General features: G+C 68.4%; 20 protein-coding genes, 1 pseudogene and 1 riboswitch. Of the genes and pseudogenes, 8 read left to right on the top strand and 13 right to left on the bottom strand.

Going from position 1 to position 16,789, the window contains the following annotated elements; translation table 11 throughout:
• The 6 genes from gcvPB to RMO97_RS05545 all read right to left on the bottom strand — a co-directional run.
• On the bottom strand, nt 1-1,197 hold a 1,197-nt coding region (gene gcvPB, locus RMO97_RS05570; protein ID WP_310539537.1), incomplete at its 3' end, for an aminomethyl-transferring glycine dehydrogenase subunit GcvPB.
• Complete coding sequence (gcvPA, locus tag RMO97_RS05565; RefSeq protein WP_310539536.1) at nt 1,197-2,540, bottom strand: aminomethyl-transferring glycine dehydrogenase subunit GcvPA; 1,344 nt, start codon at nt 2,538-2,540, stop codon at nt 1,197-1,199. The genes gcvPB and gcvPA, both read right to left, overlap by 1 nt.
• Nucleotides 2,541-2,546: 6 nt before the next feature.
• Nucleotides 2,547-2,912, bottom strand: coding sequence for a glycine cleavage system protein GcvH (gene gcvH, locus RMO97_RS05560; RefSeq protein ID WP_304777429.1), 366 nt, complete (start codon nt 2,910-2,912; stop codon nt 2,547-2,549).
• A gap of 13 nt (nt 2,913-2,925) precedes the next feature.
• Nucleotides 2,926-4,038: a glycine cleavage system aminomethyltransferase GcvT gene (gene gcvT / locus RMO97_RS05555; protein ID WP_310539535.1), complete on the bottom strand. Its 1,113-nt coding sequence runs from the start codon at nt 4,036-4,038 to the stop codon at nt 2,926-2,928.
• A gap of 154 nt (nt 4,039-4,192) precedes the next feature.
• Nucleotides 4,193-4,283: riboswitch (glycine riboswitch) on the bottom strand.
• Nucleotides 4,284-4,391: 108 nt separating this feature from the next.
• Entirely contained in the window at nt 4,392-6,191 is a 1,800-nt protein-coding gene (argS, locus tag RMO97_RS05550) for an arginine--tRNA ligase (protein ID WP_310539534.1), read from the bottom strand.
• Nucleotides 6,188-6,877 (bottom strand): Tat pathway signal sequence domain protein, encoded by a 690-nt coding sequence (locus RMO97_RS05545; protein WP_310539533.1) that lies wholly within the window; start codon nt 6,875-6,877, stop codon nt 6,188-6,190. Before RMO97_RS05545 ends, argS begins: the two co-directional genes overlap by 4 nt.
• Nucleotides 6,878-6,998: 121 nt before the next feature.
• Between RMO97_RS05545 and ispH the strand changes: the two genes are divergently transcribed.
• Nucleotides 6,999-7,961, top strand: coding sequence for a 4-hydroxy-3-methylbut-2-enyl diphosphate reductase (ispH, locus tag RMO97_RS05540; RefSeq protein WP_310539532.1), 963 nt, complete (start codon nt 6,999-7,001; stop codon nt 7,959-7,961).
• Here the strand turns inward: ispH and RMO97_RS05535 are convergent.
• Nucleotides 7,930-8,346, bottom strand: a complete 417-nt coding sequence (locus tag RMO97_RS05535; RefSeq protein ID WP_310539531.1) for a type II toxin-antitoxin system death-on-curing family toxin — start codon at nt 8,344-8,346, stop codon at nt 7,930-7,932. The genes ispH and RMO97_RS05535 overlap by 32 nt on opposite strands.
• The gene (locus RMO97_RS05530) at nt 8,343-8,570 is read right to left on the bottom strand and encodes an AbrB/MazE/SpoVT family DNA-binding domain-containing protein (RefSeq protein WP_310539530.1); all 228 of its coding nucleotides are present in this window, start codon (nt 8,568-8,570) and stop codon (nt 8,343-8,345) included. The genes RMO97_RS05535 and RMO97_RS05530 overlap by 4 nt, the downstream gene beginning before the upstream one ends.
• Before the next feature lie 89 nt (nt 8,571-8,659).
• Here RMO97_RS05530 and RMO97_RS05525 point away from each other — a divergent pair, with 89 nt between their 5' ends.
• The 4 genes from RMO97_RS05525 to RMO97_RS05510 all read left to right on the top strand — a co-directional run bounded on the left by RMO97_RS05525 (nt 8,660) and on the right by RMO97_RS05510 (nt 11,508).
• Complete coding sequence (locus RMO97_RS05525) at nt 8,660-9,427, top strand: class I SAM-dependent methyltransferase (protein ID WP_310539529.1); 768 nt, start codon at nt 8,660-8,662, stop codon at nt 9,425-9,427.
• A 34-nt stretch (nt 9,428-9,461) separates the two neighbouring features.
• Complete coding sequence (gene thrB, locus RMO97_RS05520) at nt 9,462-10,427, top strand: homoserine kinase (protein ID WP_310539528.1); 966 nt, start codon at nt 9,462-9,464, stop codon at nt 10,425-10,427.
• Entirely contained in the window at nt 10,424-10,876 is a 453-nt protein-coding gene (gene rnhA, locus RMO97_RS05515; protein ID WP_310539527.1) for a ribonuclease HI, read from the top strand. Before thrB ends, rnhA begins: the two co-directional genes overlap by 4 nt.
• Nucleotides 10,877-11,001: 125 nt before the next feature.
• Nucleotides 11,002-11,508 carry a MarR family transcriptional regulator gene (locus tag RMO97_RS05510; protein ID WP_310539526.1) on the top strand — a complete coding sequence of 169 codons (507 nt, stop codon included), beginning with the start codon at nt 11,002-11,004 and terminating at the stop codon, nt 11,506-11,508.
• On the opposite strand, the gene RMO97_RS05505 is transcribed toward RMO97_RS05510, so the two are convergent.
• The 3 genes from RMO97_RS05505 to RMO97_RS05495 are packed head-to-tail and all read right to left on the bottom strand — an operon-like array spanning nt 11,462 to nt 13,383.
• On the bottom strand, nt 11,462-11,926 hold the full coding sequence (locus tag RMO97_RS05505) for an NfeD family protein (protein ID WP_310539525.1): 465 nt from the start codon (nt 11,924-11,926) through the stop codon (nt 11,462-11,464). The two genes, RMO97_RS05510 and RMO97_RS05505, sit on opposite strands and share 47 nt — an antisense overlap.
• A gap of 4 nt (nt 11,927-11,930) precedes the next feature.
• Nucleotides 11,931-12,932, bottom strand: a complete 1,002-nt coding sequence (locus RMO97_RS05500; RefSeq protein ID WP_310539524.1) for an SPFH domain-containing protein — start codon at nt 12,930-12,932, stop codon at nt 11,931-11,933.
• Between the two features lie 31 nt (nt 12,933-12,963).
• Entirely contained in the window at nt 12,964-13,383 is a 420-nt protein-coding gene (locus RMO97_RS05495; protein WP_310539523.1) for a TIGR02301 family protein, read from the bottom strand.
• Between the two features lie 138 nt (nt 13,384-13,521).
• Here RMO97_RS05495 and RMO97_RS05490 point away from each other — a divergent pair, with 138 nt between their 5' ends.
• Nucleotides 13,522-14,019, top strand: coding sequence for a YbjN domain-containing protein (locus tag RMO97_RS05490; protein WP_310539522.1), 498 nt, complete (start codon nt 13,522-13,524; stop codon nt 14,017-14,019).
• A gap of 3 nt (nt 14,020-14,022) precedes the next feature.
• Here RMO97_RS05490 and RMO97_RS05485 read toward each other — a convergent pair whose 3' ends face one another.
• Nucleotides 14,023-14,955 (bottom strand): LysR family transcriptional regulator, encoded by a 933-nt coding sequence (locus RMO97_RS05485; protein WP_310539521.1) that lies wholly within the window; start codon nt 14,953-14,955, stop codon nt 14,023-14,025.
• A gap of 123 nt (nt 14,956-15,078) precedes the next feature.
• On the opposite strand from RMO97_RS05485, the gene RMO97_RS05480 reads away from it, so the two are divergent.
• Both RMO97_RS05480 and wrbA read left to right on the top strand, forming a co-directional pair.
• Entirely contained in the window at nt 15,079-15,777 is a 699-nt protein-coding gene (locus RMO97_RS05480) for a pirin family protein (RefSeq protein WP_310539520.1), read from the top strand.
• 64 nt (nt 15,778-15,841) lie between these two features.
• On the top strand, nt 15,842-16,441 hold the full coding sequence (gene wrbA, locus RMO97_RS05475) for an NAD(P)H:quinone oxidoreductase (RefSeq protein WP_310539519.1): 600 nt from the start codon (nt 15,842-15,844) through the stop codon (nt 16,439-16,441).
• Nucleotides 16,442-16,585: 144 nt separating this feature from the next.
• Here the strand turns inward: wrbA and RMO97_RS05470 are convergent.
• Nucleotides 16,586-16,789 (bottom strand): annotated as a pseudogene (locus RMO97_RS05470) (nitronate monooxygenase); the annotation flags it as partial.

Genomic DNA, 16,789 nt, shown 5'->3' with positions numbered 1-16,789 from the left:
CGTCATCACCGGCGACAGCTTGGCCTTGATGTAGTTGGCGTTGAGCACCGCGTCCTCGGCGACCTGACGCAGGCCATCGGTCCCGTGGCTGAGCATGTAGGCATAGGCTCGCACGAACATGCCCATCTGGCCGTGGAAGGCCACCATGCGGCCGAAGGTCTCGGCGGCCTCATCCTGCGCCTCCTCCACCAGCTTGAAACCCTCGCCCGAGCTCACCACCCAGGGGGTCGGCGCATAGGGCGCCAGGGCGTCAGACAGCACCACCGGACCCGCGCCGGGGCCACCGCCGCCGTGGGGCGTGGAGAAGGTCTTGTGCAGGTTGATGTGCATGGCGTCGACGCCCAGGTCGCCCGGGCGCACCCGACCGACGATGGCGTTGAAGTTGGCGCCGTCGCAGTAGAAATAGGCCCCGGCCGCGTGGGTCAGGCGGGCGATATCGATGATGTCGCGCTCGAACAGGCCGCAGGTGTTGGGATTTGTGACCATGATCGCCGCCACCTCCGGCGACAGCTTGGCCTCCAGGTCGGCGAGGTCGACCCGGCCGTCGGCGGTCTGGGCGATCTCGGTGACGTCATAGCCGACAAAGGCCGCGGTGGCCGGGTTGGTGCCATGGGCGGAGGTGGGCACCAGGACAGTACGGCGACGCCCCTGGCCCTTGGCCTCGTGGGCCGCCTTGATGGCCAGCAGGCCGCACAGTTCGCCGTGCGCCCCGGCCTTAGGCGACAGGGCCACGGCGGGCATGCCGGTGAGCGTCTTCAGCCAGTGGGCCAGGCGGTCCATCAGCTCCAGGGCGCCCTGGGTCGTCGACTGGGGCGCCATCGGGTGCAGGTCGCCGAAGCCGGCGAGGCGGGCCATCTTCTCGTTGAGCCGCGGGTTGTGCTTCATCGTGCACGAGCCCAGCGGATAGAGGGCCAGGTCGATGGCGTGGTTCTTCTGGGACAGGCGCACATAGTGGCGCATGGCCTCGGGCTCGGACAGACCGGGTAGGCCGATGGGCGCGGCGCGGACCAGGTCGCCCAGGTCCGAGGCGTCATGGGCGGGCAGGTCGAAGTCGACGCCGGTCTTGTCCCAGCCGCCCATCTCGAAGATCAGGGCCTCGTCCTGCAGCAGCCCGCGGGCGCCGGTCAGCGAGGTGTGGGCGGAGGCGACGCCGGACGCCTGGGGCTGGGTCGGACGGCCGATATTGGACATGGCCATCAGGCGGTCCTCCCCTTCAGGGCGTTGGCGAAGGCGGCGATATCATCCCGCGTCGTGGTTTCTGTGGCGGCCACCAGCAGCACGTCGTCCATCCCGGCCTTGGGGTCGAGGCGGCTGAAGGGCACGCCGGCCACCACGCCGTCGGCCAGCAGGGCCTCGACGACCTCGGTGGCCTTGCCGGGAACCCGGATGGCGAACTCGTTGAAGAACCGCGGCGACAGAATCTCGACCCCCGGCACGGCGGCCAGCGCCTCGCGCAGTTCCCGGGCCCGGCTGTGGTTCAGGGCCGCGAGCTCGCGCAGGCCGCGCTCCCCCAGCAAGGTCATGTGGATGGTGAAGGCCAGCGCGCAGAGGCCCGAGTTGGTGCAGATGTTGGAGGTCGCCTTCTCGCGGCGGATATGCTGCTCGCGGGTGGACAGCGTCAGGACGAAGCCGCGCGCGCCCTCGGCGTCCACGGTTTCGCCGCAGAGCCGGCCCGGCATCTGGCGCACGAACTTCTCACGCGCCGCGAAGAGGCCGATATAGGGGCCGCCATAGTTCAGGCCGACCCCGATGGACTGGCCCTCCCCCACCGCGATGTCCGCGCCCATCTCGCCCGGCGACTTCAGCAGGCCGTAAGAGACCGCCTCGGTGGTCACCACGATGAGCAGGGCGCCTGCGGCGTGGGCGGCCTGCGCGATCTGGCTCACGTCAGTGACGACGCCGAACACATTGGGAGTCTGGACCACGACACAGGCGGTGTCGGCGTCGATGGCCGAGAGCACGTCGGCCTCGGCGTCGATGGCCACGGCCTGGCGGGTGATGTCCATGCCCTCGGCATGGGCGATGGTCTGGGTGACCGCCGCATAGTGCGGATGCAGGCCGCCCGACAACACCGCCTTCTTCCGGCGGGTGACCCGCTGGGCCATCATCACGGCCTCGGCGCAGGCGGTGGAGCCGTCGTACATTGAGGCGTTGGCCACCTCGAGCCCGGTCAGGGCCGCCACCTGGGTCTGGAACTCGAATAGCACCTGCAGAGTGCCCTGGGCGATTTCCGGCTGGTAGGGCGTGTAGCTGGTGAGGAACTCCGAGCGCTGGATGATGTGGTCCACCGTCGCCGGCACATGGTGCTTGTAGGCCCCCGCCCCGCAGAAGAACGGGCCCGCCCCGGCCGGACGGTTCCTGGCCGCCAGGGCCGATAGAGCGCGCTCAACCTCCATCTCGCCGGCGTGCAGCGGCAGGTCGAAGAGGTCAGCCTTGCGGGCGGCGGCGGGGACGTCGACGAACAGGTCGTCGATGGTGGCCGCGCCGATGACGCCGAGCATCTCGGCCCGGTCGGCCGGGGTCAGGGGTAGGTAACGCATGGGTGCTTACAGGGTCCCGAGATAGGTTTCGTAGGCGTCGCGGTCCATCAGGGCGTCGTACTGGCCCTTGTCGGCGATCTTCAGCTTGGCGAACCAGCCGCCGGACTCCGGCGTGGCGTTGACCGTCTCGGGCGCGTCGCCCAGCTCGGTGTTGGCCTCGACCACCTCGCCTGAGATGGGAGCGTAGACATCGGAGGCCGCCTTCACGCTCTCCACCACCGCCAGGCCGTCGCCCGCCTTCACGGTCTTGCCGACGTCGGGGGTCTCGACGAACACCACGTCGCCCAGTTGCTCGGCGGCGTAGGCGGTGATGCCGATGGTGGCCACGTCGCCCTCGAGGACGACCCACTCATGATCCTTGGTGAAACGCATCGGGGTGATCTCCTCAGATCTTGCGGACATAGCGATTGGGAACGAAGGGCATGCGCACGACCTCGGCGGCCTGCGGCTTGCCCCGGACGATGACTTTCAACGGGGTCCCCAGCGCGGCCAGGGCCGGCGGCACGAAACCCATGGCGATGGGATAGCCCAGGCTCGGCGAGAAGCCGCCGGAGGTGATGACGCCGACCACGACGCCCGACCCGTCGGCGATCTCCGCGCCCTCGCGGGCCGGGGCGCCTTCCAGCACCTTCAAGCCGACACGCTTGCGCGTCGGGCCCTCGGCCAGCTCCTTGGCGATGCGAGACGCGCCCGGGAAGTCGCGGGCCTCGCGGCGCTTCACCGAGACGGCGAAGGCCAGGTCGGCCTCGATGGGGCTGACGGTCTCGTCCACGTCATGGCCGTAGAGCGGCAGGCCGGCCTCCAAGCGCAGGGAGTCGCGCGCGCCCAGGCCGATGGGACGGACCCGCTCGTCCTCCAGCAGCAGGTTCCAGATCGTCTCGGCCAGATGGGCCGGTACGGAAATCTCGTAGCCGTCCTCGCCCGTATAGCCCGAGCGTGAAATGAGGATATTGGTCCCGAAGCCCGGCATCGCGCGGCTATCCATGAACACCATGCGCTGGGCCGCAGGCAGGTGACGGCCGATGACGGCGGCGGCCTCGGGACCCTGGATCGCCAGCAGGGCGCGGTTCTCGAGACGTTCGATCGTGACCTGGCCGGCCAGCTCGTTGTCGATGACCTTGAAGTCGTTGTCCTTGCAGGCGCCGTTGACCACCACGAACAGGCCGTCGTCGTCGGGGCGGGCGGCCATCAGGTCGTCGATCACCCCGCCCTTCTTGTTGAGCAGGACCGAATAGCGCTGCTTACCGGGCTTCAGGCCGATAAAGTCGCCAGGCGTGATCTCCTCGAAGGCCGAGAGCGGCGAGACGCCCCGCAGCCGGGCCTGGCCCATGTGGGAGACGTCGAACAGGCCGGCGTGCTCGCGGGTCCAGAGATGCTCCTTCAGCACGCCGTCCTTGTACTGGACCGGCATGGAGTAGCCCGCGAAGGGCACCATGCGCGCACCGGCGGCCAGGTGCGCGGCGGCGAGCGGGGTGGTCTTCAGGGCTTCATCGGTCACGCATGAGACTCCGGCTGACGATTGCAGGCGCAGACGGAAAAGCTCCGCCGTCGCCCTGCCCCCGCTGTCCTTGGGCCTGAGAGATTTCAGGTGGGAGGCCCACCCTTGCTCCTTCGGCGAGCGCTCCAGAGGGGGCACTACTTTCCAGCGTTCATCAGCCTTCGCGGTCCGTTTGCCTGAGCGTTTCCGGGGCGGTTGCGCCTTCGGCTCCGGGCTCGAGGCCCGGTCTCTCCCGCGAGAGTCGAGGCGGAACCTGTTCGAAGGGCCCGCGGGAGTCAACGCGCAAAGTCGAAGGGCCCAGCGACATGCGCGGGTTGACCTGCAGAAGTCCGATCGCGGCCGCCTTGTGGTCGCTACATCCGCGCCGGCGCGGCGATTCCCAGCAGGTCGAGAGCCTGCTCCAGCTGGCGCAGGGTGGTTGCCGCCAGGGCCAGGCGCGAAGAACAGACCACCGGTTTGGCGATCAGGATCGGACAGGCGGCGTAGAAGCGGCTGAAGGCCTGGGCCAGCTTGAAGGCGTGCTCGGCCACGAAGTGCGGCGCCCGCTTCTCATAGGCGTCGGTGAGCGCCTGGTCGAAGGCGTCCAGCAGCAGGACAAGATCGCGCTCGGCTGGGTCGGACACCGTGATCGGGCCGGTGGCGACACCCTGGTCGGCCGCCTTGCGCAGCAGGGATTTCACCCGCACCGCCTGATACAGCAGATAGGGACCGGTCTTGCCCTCGAAGCTGGAGAAGCGGTCGAGGTCGAAGACATAGGAGGTGCCGCGGAAGTTCTGCAGATCGGCGAACTTCAGGGCCGCGACGGCCACCTTGTGGGCGGTGTCGTCAAAGGCGTCGGGGTCGAGTTCGGCGCCCAGGTCGGCCTCCCGCAGGCGCTCGCGCGCCTTGGTGCGGGTCATTTCGATCAGGTCGTTGAGCTTCAGCACCCCGCCCTCGCGGGTCTTGAAGGGCTTGCCGTCGGTGCCGTTCATGGTGCCGAAGCCAATGTGCTCCAGGCTGCCTTCCGGCGCGTAGCCGGCCAGGTAGGCGGCGCGGAACACAACCTCGAAATGGTCGGCCTGCCGCTGATCCACCACATAGAGCACCTGGTCGGGATCAAAGCTCTTCTTCCGGTCCAGCACGGTGGCCAGATCGGTGGTGCCATACATGGCCGAGCCCTCCGACGAGACCACCAGCAGGGGCGGCAGGTCGCGCTTGTCCCCCTGGCGGGCCACGCGGATGATCCGGGCGCCCTGGTCGTCCACCAGCAGGCCCTTGTCGTCCAATTCCCTGACCATCGGCGCGATCAGGTCGTCGACGTCGCTCTCACCCTTCCAGAGGTCGAAATCGACCCCGAGGGCGTGGAAGTCCCGCTCCAGGGCCACCTTGGTCACCCGGGCGAAGTGCCGCCAGAGCAGGTGATAGCCGGGCGTCTTGGCCTGAAGCTCGGCGGTCATCCGGCGGGCCCGCTCGCGATACTCGATCTCGGCCTTCCCTCTGGCCGCGGCCAGGGGATAGAGGCGGTCGAGATCCTCCAGGCTGACCCGGTCGTGCAGGGCGGCGAAGGCGGTCTTTTCCTCCTCCGCCGACACCGGCTGTTTGCGGCTATTGAGCTGCTCCACCAGGGCCTTGATGAAGGGATCCTCGTCCATCACCGCGCCGATGATGAGGCCCATCTGGTAACCCCAGTCGCCGAAGTGGGCGTCGCCCACCACCAGGTCGCCCCGAAACCGGTAGATGCGCTTGATGGCCTCGCCGATGATGGAAGACCGAAGGTGGCCCACATGCATCGGCTTGGCCACGTTGGGGCCGGCATAGTCCACCAGGATGCGCCGGCGGGCCTCCACCACCGACGCGCCCAGGCGCGGATCAGCGGCGATCTCGTTGGCGCGCCCGGACAGCGCGGTGTCGGAGACCCGCATGTTGATGAAGCCGAGACCCGCGATCTCGACGACCGACAGGCGCGGATCGGCGGCCAGGGTCGCGGTGACCCCGGCGGCGATCTCGCGGGGATCGCGGCGCGCGGTCTTGGCCGCGGCCAGCGCCCCATTGCATTGGAAGTCCGCCAGGTCGGGCCGGTCGGACGGCGTCACGCGTCCGAGCTCAGCCGGCAGGCCCGCGGCGGCGAAGGCGGCGGCGACCGCTTCGCTCAGGCCCCGTTTCAGATCGCTCATTGACGGTCGGTCGTCCCCGCCGCGGCGACGGCCGCTGTGCCCGCGTTCACCCGGAAGCGCTTGCCGTCACGGTTGAAGGCCGCCATCTGCGGCGTCACGTCGAAGCCCACGAGGATCTCGAAATTGGCGCCGCTGGTGGTGTCCTTGGCGCGCGGGATGGTGATCTGCGCCATCTTCTCGGTGGCGTAGACGCGGTCCTGGCTGGGGCCGAAGCTGACCGGCAGGTCGAAGTACTGCTTGGCGATGATCGCCTCGTTGCGCTTCGTGACGGCCACCCAATAGCGATAGTTCTTGGACGAGCCCTGGGCCTGCGGGCCCTTGCCCAGTTCGAACAGCACTTCCATCTCGACCTGGATCGGCTGGTCGTCCTTGTACTGGCAGCCGGCCGAGATGCCTTGGATCTCGCCCGAATAGGCGACATTGGCCGAGGCCTCCCTGTCGTCCTTGAACTCGATGTAGCGCCCGGCGTCGTAGAGCACCTTCACGTAGGGGCACGGACCGGCGTTGCGCAGGGCCTGCAGCGGCGCCTGAACGTCGTTCCACTCTTCCTTGGACTTCTTCTTCTTGGCCGCCTCCTGCTCCTGGCGCTGCTGGTCGCGGCGCGGCGCCTGGGCCAGGGCGATTTGCGGCAGGGCGACCGCGGTGGCCAGGAAGGCGCAGGCGGCAAGCAAAAGAGAACGGCGCATGGGGTCGTCCAGACAGAGAAGCGGGGCGCGGAGGTCCGCGCGGGTCGGCCTGTACTACTGGCTATCGATTGAGGCCGCAACGCGGCTGGCGGTGGAGCCTCCGGACGCCTAGTTTGGGCGCATGTCCGAAGCGCCCCTCGCCCGCCGCCCCCTGACGGTCCTACTCGCCACCCCGCGCGGCTTCTGCGCCGGCGTCGACCGCGCCATCCAGATCGTGGAGCGCACCCTCGAGAAGTATGGCACCCCGGTCTATGTGCGCCACGAGATCGTCCACAACCGCCATGTGGTGGACCGGCTGAAGGCGCTGGGCGCCATCTTCGTCGAGGAGCTGGACGAGTGTCCCACCGACCGCCCAGTGGTGTTCTCCGCCCATGGCGTGCCCAAGTCGGTGCCGGCCGACGCCAAGTCGCGCAACATGTTCTATCTCGACGCCACCTGCCCCCTGGTCTCCAAGGTCCATGTGGAGGCCCAGCGCCATTACGACGCCGGCATGGAGATCGTGCTGATCGGCCATGCCGGTCACCCGGAGGTCGTCGGCACCATGGGCCAACTTCCGGAGGGCGCGGTCACCCTGATCGAAACCGTGGAGGACGCGCGCGCCTTCACGCCCAAGGATGCGACCAACGTCGCCTTCGCCACCCAGACGACCCTGTCGGTGGATGACACCGCGGCCATCGTGGCGGCCCTGCGCGAGCGGTTCCCGGAGATCTCGGCGCCGCACAAGGAAGACATCTGCTACGCCACCACCAACCGCCAGGAGGCGGTCAAGAGCGTTGCGGCCCGCAGCGACGTCCTGCTGGTGCTGGGTTCGGCCAATTCCTCCAACTCGGTGCGCCTGGTGGAGGTGGCCATGCGCGAAGGCGTCGCCCAGGCACACCTGATCGACGATGCAAGCTTCCTCGACCTCGCCTGGATCGACGGCGCCCGGACCGTCGGCGTCACCGCCGGCGCCTCGGCGCCCGAGGTGCTGGTGCAGGGGGTGATCGATGCCTTGCGCGCGGTCTTCGACGTCACCGTGGAGGAGGTCGACGCCGTCCGCGAGACCGTCAGCTTCAAGCTGCCCCGGGTGCTGGTGGAAGGCTAGAAACCGAGCGGGCCCGAATCCAGGCCGCCAGCGCCTCGATATCGCGCTCCCCGCCCGCGACCGAAAGCACCGTCAGGGCCGCCTCTGCGGCATCAGCTGTCAGCCGCCGGCCGTTCTTCATCAGGAAGAGGCCCATGGCCAGATAGGCCGCGCGCTTGTTTCCGTCCGTGAAGGGATGGTTGCTGGTGATCGCGATGAGGTACGACGCCGCCAGGACGCAGACATCCTCCTCGCCTTCGTAGTGAAAGAGATTGGCGGGTCGGCCCAGGGCTGACTCGAGGAGCGCCTCATCTCGCAGCCCAGGGGCTCCGCCATGCAAGGCGATGCTGCGATCGTGCAGGACAACCAAGCCTTCCTTGGTGATCCAGCGGGGCTCGCGCTTCACTTGGCCAGGGCGCGGAAGGTGTCGCGGTACTGATCCATGAACTCTTCGCCCAGCGCGATCTCCTCGGCGACTTCTGCGCTGTAGGCCGAAAGCCGCATCTCTCCGCCCGGACCCTCCGTCAGGTAGAGGGTGTCACCCTTTGCGACCCCCAGCCGCAGCAGGGCTTCCTTAGGGAGAATGAGACCGACGGAGTTGCCGATCTGGCTGAGTTTCAGCGTGATCATGCGGCCCATCGTATCGTTATAACGCACGTAATACAAGCCTCCCGCGAGGGCCCAAGACACGCCCCGTTCCAGTCGGTATCCTGACGCCCATGATCCGCGCCCTCGCCGCCTATGCCCCGCCGCCCCTGCGGCGCGCCCTGTCTGGACTCTGGCTGGACATCAAGAGCCTGCCGACCCGCCGGCCCGGCGATCCGTGGAGCGTGATCCACAATGTCGGCGACGGCGACCACTACGCCATCGGCCTGCAGGCGGTGGGCTGGCTGAGGACCTACGCGGCCCTCAAGCCCGGTGACGCGGTGTTGGACATCGGCTGCGGCACCGGGCGGATGGCGCACCATCTGACCGACCATCCCTATGCCGGGTTCGACCTCTCCAGGGCGGCGATCGGCATGTGCAGGCGCCGCTACCCGCAGTTGACCTTCGTCCACCTCGACGTCTGGAACGGCGACTACAACCGCGGCGGATCCATCGCCGAGGACAAGGTGGCCTTCCCCGCCGAGAGCGCCTCGGTGGATGTGGCCTTCGCCATGTCGGTCTTCACCCACATGCGCTTCGGAGCCATGAGCCACTACCTGAGGGAAGCCGCACGGGTGCTGAAGCCGGGGGGCCGGTTCGCCTTCACCGCCTTCTCGCCCCGCGAGGCGCAGGCCCCGCTGTTCGACTTCCAGCCCTATGACGCCACATCCAGCGTGGTGGACCCCCGCAGCCCTGAGCGGGCCATCGCCCATGATCGGGAGGCCCTGGCCCGCGCTATCGCCCAGGCCGGCCTCACGCTGATGTCCTTCCACAAGGGCAATTGGGCGGCGCCCGCCGACTATGACGGCGGTCAGGACCTGTGGGTGGTCGGCAAGGCTTGACGCCCGGCGCGGGCTCCCCCATCCCGAGCCCAGCATGGCCGTCTATACCGACATCAACGACGAGGAGCTGGCGCTCCTGCTCGCCGACTTCGACCTCGGGACCGCGGTGGCGTTCAAGGGCGTCGCCGAGGGCGTGGAAAACTCCAACTTCATGCTGGAGACCACGGTCGGGCGCTATTTCCTGACCGTCTACGAGAAGCGCATGAAGGCCGAGGAACTGCCGTTCTTCCTCGACCTGATGCGCTGGCTGGCTCACCACGACTACCCCTGCGCCTCCCCCGTCGCCGACCGCGCGGGGCGGACCATCAAGCATGTGCGCGGCAAGCTGGCCGCCATCATCGAATTCCTACCGGGCCTCTCGGTGCGCCGCCCCACCGCCGCCCATTGCCGCGAGGCGGGCGCGGGCCTGGCCCGGCTGCACCTGGCCGCACGTGGCTTCCCGGGCACGCGGGCGCCGGGTCTGGGCCAGGCTGCCTGGGCGCCGTTGTTCGCCACCCTGCGGGACGACGCCGAGGCCCTGAAACCCGGCCTGGCGGCCACCATCGGCGCCGACCTGGACCGCCTGGCCCGGACCTGGCCCCAGGGCCTGCCCCAGGGGATCATCCACGAGGACTACTTCCCCGATAACGTCTTCTTCGCCGGGGGGAAGTTCGCCGGGGCCATCGACTTCTATTTCGCCTGCGTCGACACCCTGGCCTATGATGTGGCCGTGGCTCTGAACGCCTGGTGCTTCGAGGCCGACGGCAGTTTCAACATCACCAGCGCCCGCGCCTTGGTGGCCGGCTACGAGGTCCACCGTCCCCTGAGCGCCGCCGAGCGTCAGGCCCTGCCAGTGTTGGCCCACGGGGCCGCCATGCGATTCTTCCTGACCCGGCTCGAGGCCTGGGGTTCGACCCCGGCGGGCGCCCTGGTCCGCCCAAAGGACCCGCTCGAATACGAACGCAAGCTGGCGGTCCACCGCGCGGCGCCCGACCTCGTCCTGTTCGGGGCCCAGGCGTGAGAGGGACCAAGGTGGTGATCTATACCGACGGCGCCTGCTCGGGGAACCCGGGCCCCGGCGGCTGGGGCGCGGTGCTGATCTCCGGCGGCCATCGCAAGGACATCTGCGGCGGCGAGCCGGACACCACCAACAACCGCATGGAGATGATGGCCGCGATCCAAGCGCTGGAGGCTCTCACCAAGCCTTGCGACGTCGAGCTGCACACCGACTCGACCTACGTCATGAAGGGCATCTCGGAGTGGATCCACGGCTGGAAGAAGCGCGGTTGGAAGACCGCTGACAAGAAGCCGGTGAAGAATGAGGACCTGTGGCGCCGCCTCGACATAGCCCGCGACCGCCACACCGTCGACTGGCGTTGGGTCAAGGGCCACGCCGGCCACGCGCTCAACGAGCATGCGGATTTCCTGGCCGGCAAAGGGTTGAAGGAAGCCCTGAAGGCGCGCGCCTAGCCGATCACGCCGCGTCGCCTTGAAGTCACAGTCCCGCCGGATTCGAAAGAACGTTGATCTTCACGGCTTGAAGCTTCCGTTAGGACAACCCATCTCGTTCAACAGTGAACGATATGGAGACGACCGTGCTGACACCAGACCTAGGCAATGGGCCGGCCGCGCAGGCGCATCCTTACGTCCAGGTGTTCACCGAGATCGGAGCCATCGAGCACTATCTGCGCGCCGCGGTCACCAAGCACCTGCCTGAGGGCATGACCCATGCCCAGTTCGAGTTGCTGCAGTGGTTCATGCGCTACGGCGACGGCCAGACCCCGGCCGAGCTGGCGCGCATGATGCTTATGACCAAGGGCGCGATCACCAACCTCCTGCAGAAGCTGGAGAAGATGGGCCTCGTCGCCGTGCTGGCCGACTGCGACGACCGGCGCAAGAAGCGGGTCAAGATCACCCGGGCCGGACTCGAGGTGTCCGGGGCGATCATGAAGGACATGAAGGCCAAGACCGAGGCCCTGCGCGAGGGGTTCACCGACGATGAGTTCCGCGCGGTGACCCCGTTCCTGAGGGCCCTGCGAATCTTCCTGTCGGAGATCAGCGAGCTGGGCGCACCCGCAGCAGCGCCCCGTTTATCCCCGTGACCTCGATGGGCGCGCCGAGGGCGAGGACCGCGTCCTCCTCAAGCTCCGCCGCCCACTCCTTGCCATCGATGAACACCCGGCCCGCGCGGTCGCGGAAGTCGGCCGCGGCCCGGCCGTGATGACCCACCAGTCGGGAGATGTTGTCGTTGATGTCCTGCGATTCGTTGGCCGGGCTCGAGCGCCAGAAGCGTCGGGCCAGCAGGGTGGTGACGATGGTCAGGCCGGCATAGAGGCCGATCGCCCCGACCCAGCCCATCTGAGGAAACAGCAGGGCCGCGACGGCGACGGCCGCCGCGCTGGCGGCCGGCCACAGCAGCCAGCCGGAGCCGGTGGAGACTTCGGTCGCCAGGATCAGGGCGGCGATGGCCGCCCACACCCAGAACGGATTGGCGACCACCAGTTGGATTAGGCCGTCCATGGGCTCAGGCCCCCGTCCTGGGAACCGCCGTGGGGCGCGGCGGCTGCGGAGGACGCGACTGCTGCGGCGGCTGCGGTGGGCGCGGCGGCGGATTGTCAGACTGGATCGACTTCACCAGCTCGCCGATGCCGGCGATGGAGCCCACCAGCGAACCCATGTCGGCGGGCACGATGACGGTCTTCTGCTGCGGGCTCTCGGCCAGCTTGGCGAAGGCCTCCACGTATTTGAGCGCCACGAAGTAGTTGATCGCGTTGACATCGCCGCTGGCGATGGCGTCCGAAACCAGCTTGGTGGCCTCGGCCTCGGCGCCCGCCGCCCGCTCCCGGGCCTCGGCGTCACGGAACGCCGCCTCCCGGCGGCCCTCGGCCTGGAGGATGGCGGCCTGCTTGGCGCCCTCGGCCACGGTGATGGCGGCCTGCTTCTCGCCGTCCGCCTCGGTGATCACCGCCCGGCGTTCCCGCTCGGCCTTCATCTGCCGCGCCATGGCGTTGGTGATGTCCGGCGGCGGCTGGAGATCCTTGATCTCGATGCGAGCCACCTTCACCCCCCAGGGGCTAGTGGCCTGGTCGATGACGTCCAGCAGGCGGGTGTTGATCTGGTCGCGCTGGCTCAGCACCTCGTCCAGCTCCATGTTGCCCACCACGGTGCGCAGGTTGGTCATGGTCAGCTGGGTGATGGCGTAGTCGAGATTGGTCACACGATAGGCCGCGGCCGCAGCGTCCATCACCTGGATGAAGACGATGGCGTCCACCTGGACCGAGACGTTGTCCTTGGTGATCACGTCCTGGCGCGGCACGTCCAGGACCTGCTCCATCATGTTGATGCGCCGGCCGACGCCCTCGATGAAGGGGGTGAGGAACGAGATGCCCGGCTTCAGGGTGCGGGTGTAGCGGCCAAACCGCTCCACCGTGTACTCGCGCCCCTGGGGAACGATCTTGATGGCGCCCAGCACGATGACCAGGGCGAGGATTAGGAAGGCGATAGACGCGATGGTCGCAGCGGCCATGACGAGATCTCCGACGGTGGGTCCGGAGAGCTTACCGCGGAGCTTGTTCGCCTGTCGCGTTCATCTCGAAGATGGTGGGTAAAGGTTCGCGCTCGGTCTTGATCATCACCTTGGCGAGGCGCTTGGAGATATCCAGGCCGTGGTTGGCGGCGGCCAGTTCGGCGCGGCGGCTGGCCGGGCCACAGGACTGGAACTCGGTCTGGCGCGAGGCGAAGCCGGTGTTGAAGCTTTCCTTCAGCCGCCCATCGAGGGCCGCATCGGGCTTCTCATTGCTGACCAGGTTCATCATGCGGGTCCGCCAGAACTGGTCCTCGGGGCCTGCGCAGGCCTGGCGCAGGGCATGGCTCTCCCCCAGTACATAGGCCAGGTCCACGAGGCTTTGGCGTTGCGCCGGACTGCGGTCCTGGGCGAGGACCGGGAAGGCCGCGGCGGCCAGCGCGAGGGTGAGCATCAGACGGCGCATCCCCTCACTTAAGGGAAGAACACGGTTTTTGTCATCCCGTCGCGCGCAGAAGGCGAACGCCATTCTCCTGCCGCCGGATGCGCGGAAATCGGCTAGATCTCATTGGAGTCGACCCAGGGACCCGTCATGCGTATCGCCACCCTCGCCGCCGCCATCGCCACCCTGGCGGTCGCCGCCCATGCCGCGACGCCCGCCAAGGCGCCGGCCAGGTCCGGCCCCTTCGACCTGCGCGATCCCGCCGCCCTGGTCGGCCTGCTGAAGACCATGGACGCCAAGGCGGAGATCGCGAAGACCGAGGCCACCGTGGTGTTCCTGAACATCACCACGCCGGGCGGCGACTTCGGCGCCCAGTACGTGGACTGCGACGCCAAGGGGAAGGCCTGCCGCGCCCTGGTCTTCTCCACCGCCTTCTCCGCCAAGGGCGTGAGCCTGAGCAAGATCAACGAATTCAACAAGGGACAGGTGGCCTGCCGCGCCTTCCTCGCCGACGATGGCAAGCCCAACGTCGCCTACGCCACCCTGGTGAACCTGCGGATGACCGCCGAGGAGGCCAAGCAGCACGTGGGCGTGTGGCAGGGCTGCCTGGGCAGCTTCGGGTCGTTCACGAAGGCGGTGGGCGGGTGAGCCCTAGGCCCGCTCCAAGTCCTCAACCATCGCCCAGGGCGCCGTCGCCAGGCGCGTGGCCAGGAAGTCGTACAGCACCCGCACCCTTGCCGGCCGCAGACGCCCGGGCGGCGAGACCAGGTGCAGGGCGATTGGCGGGGTTCGCCAGTCGCACATCACCGCCTCGATCGTTCCGTCCGCCAGTTCCGGCCAGACGATGAACTCCGGCTGCAGGGCCAGGCCCAGGCCGGCGCGCAGGGCCGGGATCAGGGCGTCGGAATTGTTGACCTTCAGGGGGCCCGAGACGGTGACAGATTGCTCCCCATCGTTCGCGTGGACGAACCTCCAGACCTCCGGCGTCAGGACATAGGCGTAGGTCAGGGCCCGGTGGAACAGCAGGTCGCGAGGATGCTCGGGCCGGCCGTATTGCGCCAGATAGGCCGGCGAACCCACCAGCACCAGCCGCACCCCGCATAGCCGGCGCGACAGCAGGGAGGAGTCGGCCAGGTTGCCGATCCGCAAACCGAGGTCGAATCCCTCCCCGACGAGGTCCACTTTCTGATCCGACAGGCTGAGGTCGATGGAGACCTCCGGATAGAGCCGCAGGAATTCCGGCAGCAGGGGCGCCACGTGCCGGTTGCCGAAGGACATCGGCGCGGCCAGGCGCACCAACCCCTGGGGCGTCGCCGACTGGGCGGCGGCCTCGGCCTCCACCGCCTCGCCCACGGCCAGGATGCGGCTGGCCCGCTCCAGGGCCGTGCGGCCGCTCTCGGTCAGGGCCAGCTTGCGGGAGGTGCGGTGGAACAGACTGGTCCCCAGCCGCTGCTCCAGCCGCGACACCGCCTTGGACACCGTGGCCTTTGAGAGTTCCAGTTCGACGGCGGCGCGGGCGAAGGCGCCGGTCTCGGCAACCTTGGCGAAGACCGCCCAGGCCTCGAAATCAGGAAGACGGGACATGACGATTTCCGAAACGATCTGTTTCCATCGTTTCTATTTCGGAATGCGTGGGGATGGCTACCTTGATTTCAACAGCGGCGCGGCCCTTCGGCCAGCGGTCCGCACGAGACAGGAGACCACGAGATGATCGAACGCAGAGCCTTTGACTCCCTCGGCGGCGCCAACCACGGCTGGCTCGACGCCAAGCATCACTTCTCCTTCGCCGAGTACCACGATCCCAAGCGCATGGGCTGGGGGCCTCTTCGGGTTTGGAATGATGACCGCATCGAGCCCAATTCCGGCTTCCCGCCGCACCCCCATGCGAACATGGAGATCATCACCTATGTCCGCACCGGCGCCATCACCCATAAGGACAGCCTGGGCAACGAGGGCCGCACCGAGGCCGGCGACGTCCAGGTGATGAGCGCGGGCTCGGGCATCCGCCACGCCGAGTTCAACCTGGAGAGCGAACCCACCACCTTGTTCCAGATCTGGATTCAGCCCAACAAGACCGGCGGGGCCCCCAGCTGGGGCGCCAAGCCCTTCCCCAAGGGGGACCGCGCCGGGAAGTTCGTGACCCTGGCCAGCGGCGTCGACGGCGACACCGACGTCCTGCCGATCCGCACCAATGGCCGGGTCGTGGCCGCCACCCTGAAGGCCGGTGAGACCGCCGAGTACGAACTGGGCGCCGACCGCTTCGGTTACCTGGTGCCCGCCACCGGGTCGGTGGAGGTCAATGGCGTCACCCTCCACGCCCGCGACGGCGCGGCCATCCGCGACGAGGCCACGGTCCGCGTCACCGCCCTGGAGGACGCCGAACTCGTCCTCGTTGACGCCGCCTAGACCCCTTCCCGCCCCGGTGAAAGCCGGGGCGGCCCCCTTCCTTCCTCTCCCCAGGAACACCGTCATGACCAAGGTCCTCGTCCTCTATCACTCCGCCTACGGGCACATCGAAACCATGGCCAAGGCCGCGGCCGAAGGCGCCCGCGAGACCGGCGCCACGGTGGACATCAAGCGCGTCCCCGAGACCGTGCCCGAAGAGATCGCCAGGAGCGCCCACTTCAAGCTGGACCAGGATGCCCCCATCGCCAGGATCGAGGATCTGGCCGACTACGACGCCATCATCGTCGGCGTCGGCACCCGGTTTGGCCGCATGAACTCCCAGATGGCGGCCTTCCTCGACCAGGCCGGCGGCCTGTGGGCCAAGGGCGCGCTGAACGGCAAGGTGGGCGGCGCCTTCACCTCCACCGCCACCCAGCACGGCGGCCAGGAGACCACCCTGTTCTCGGTGATCACCAACCTGCTGCACTTCGGCATGGTGGTGGTGGGCCTGGACTACGGCTTCGCCGGCCAGATGACCCTGGATGAGATCACCGGCGGCAGCCCCTACGGCGCCTCGACCATCGCCGGCGGCGACGGCTCGCGTCAGCCCAGCGAGAACGAACTGGCCGGCGCCCGCTATCAGGGCCGCAAGATCGCGGAGACCGCCGCCAAGCTGGCCGCGTAACCAACAGGTCGTCGATCCGATCTCTCCCGGAGGACGACGGCCTAGGTCGCTGCGGCTGACCCCCGGCCCGGCGAACCACGAGGGGTGGAGGCGTCCCGCGCCTCCACCCTGGTCGTTTGCGATGATCTGGGCGCCCGGCCGAGCCTAGGCTGTGACCTTCACCAGCTTGCTCGCCCGGGCGAGCGCCGTCTCGGCCTCCGCGACCAGGTTGGCCACGATCTGCGCCGCCGGCAGCACGGTGTGGATGCCCCCCGCCGACTGGCCCATGGCGAAGCAGGACTTGTCGGCGTCCAGGCCCTCGATCTGGCCGCCGATGCCGCCCATGACCCCGGCGCGGCTGGACAGCAT

Origin of the sequence: Phenylobacterium sp., from assembly GCF_031425575.1 — a bacterium.
Taxonomy (GTDB): domain Bacteria; phylum Pseudomonadota; class Alphaproteobacteria; order Caulobacterales; family Caulobacteraceae; genus Phenylobacterium.
The sequence above is the reverse complement of the archived record's forward strand: the minus strand, read 5'-3'. Positions and strand labels throughout refer to the sequence as shown.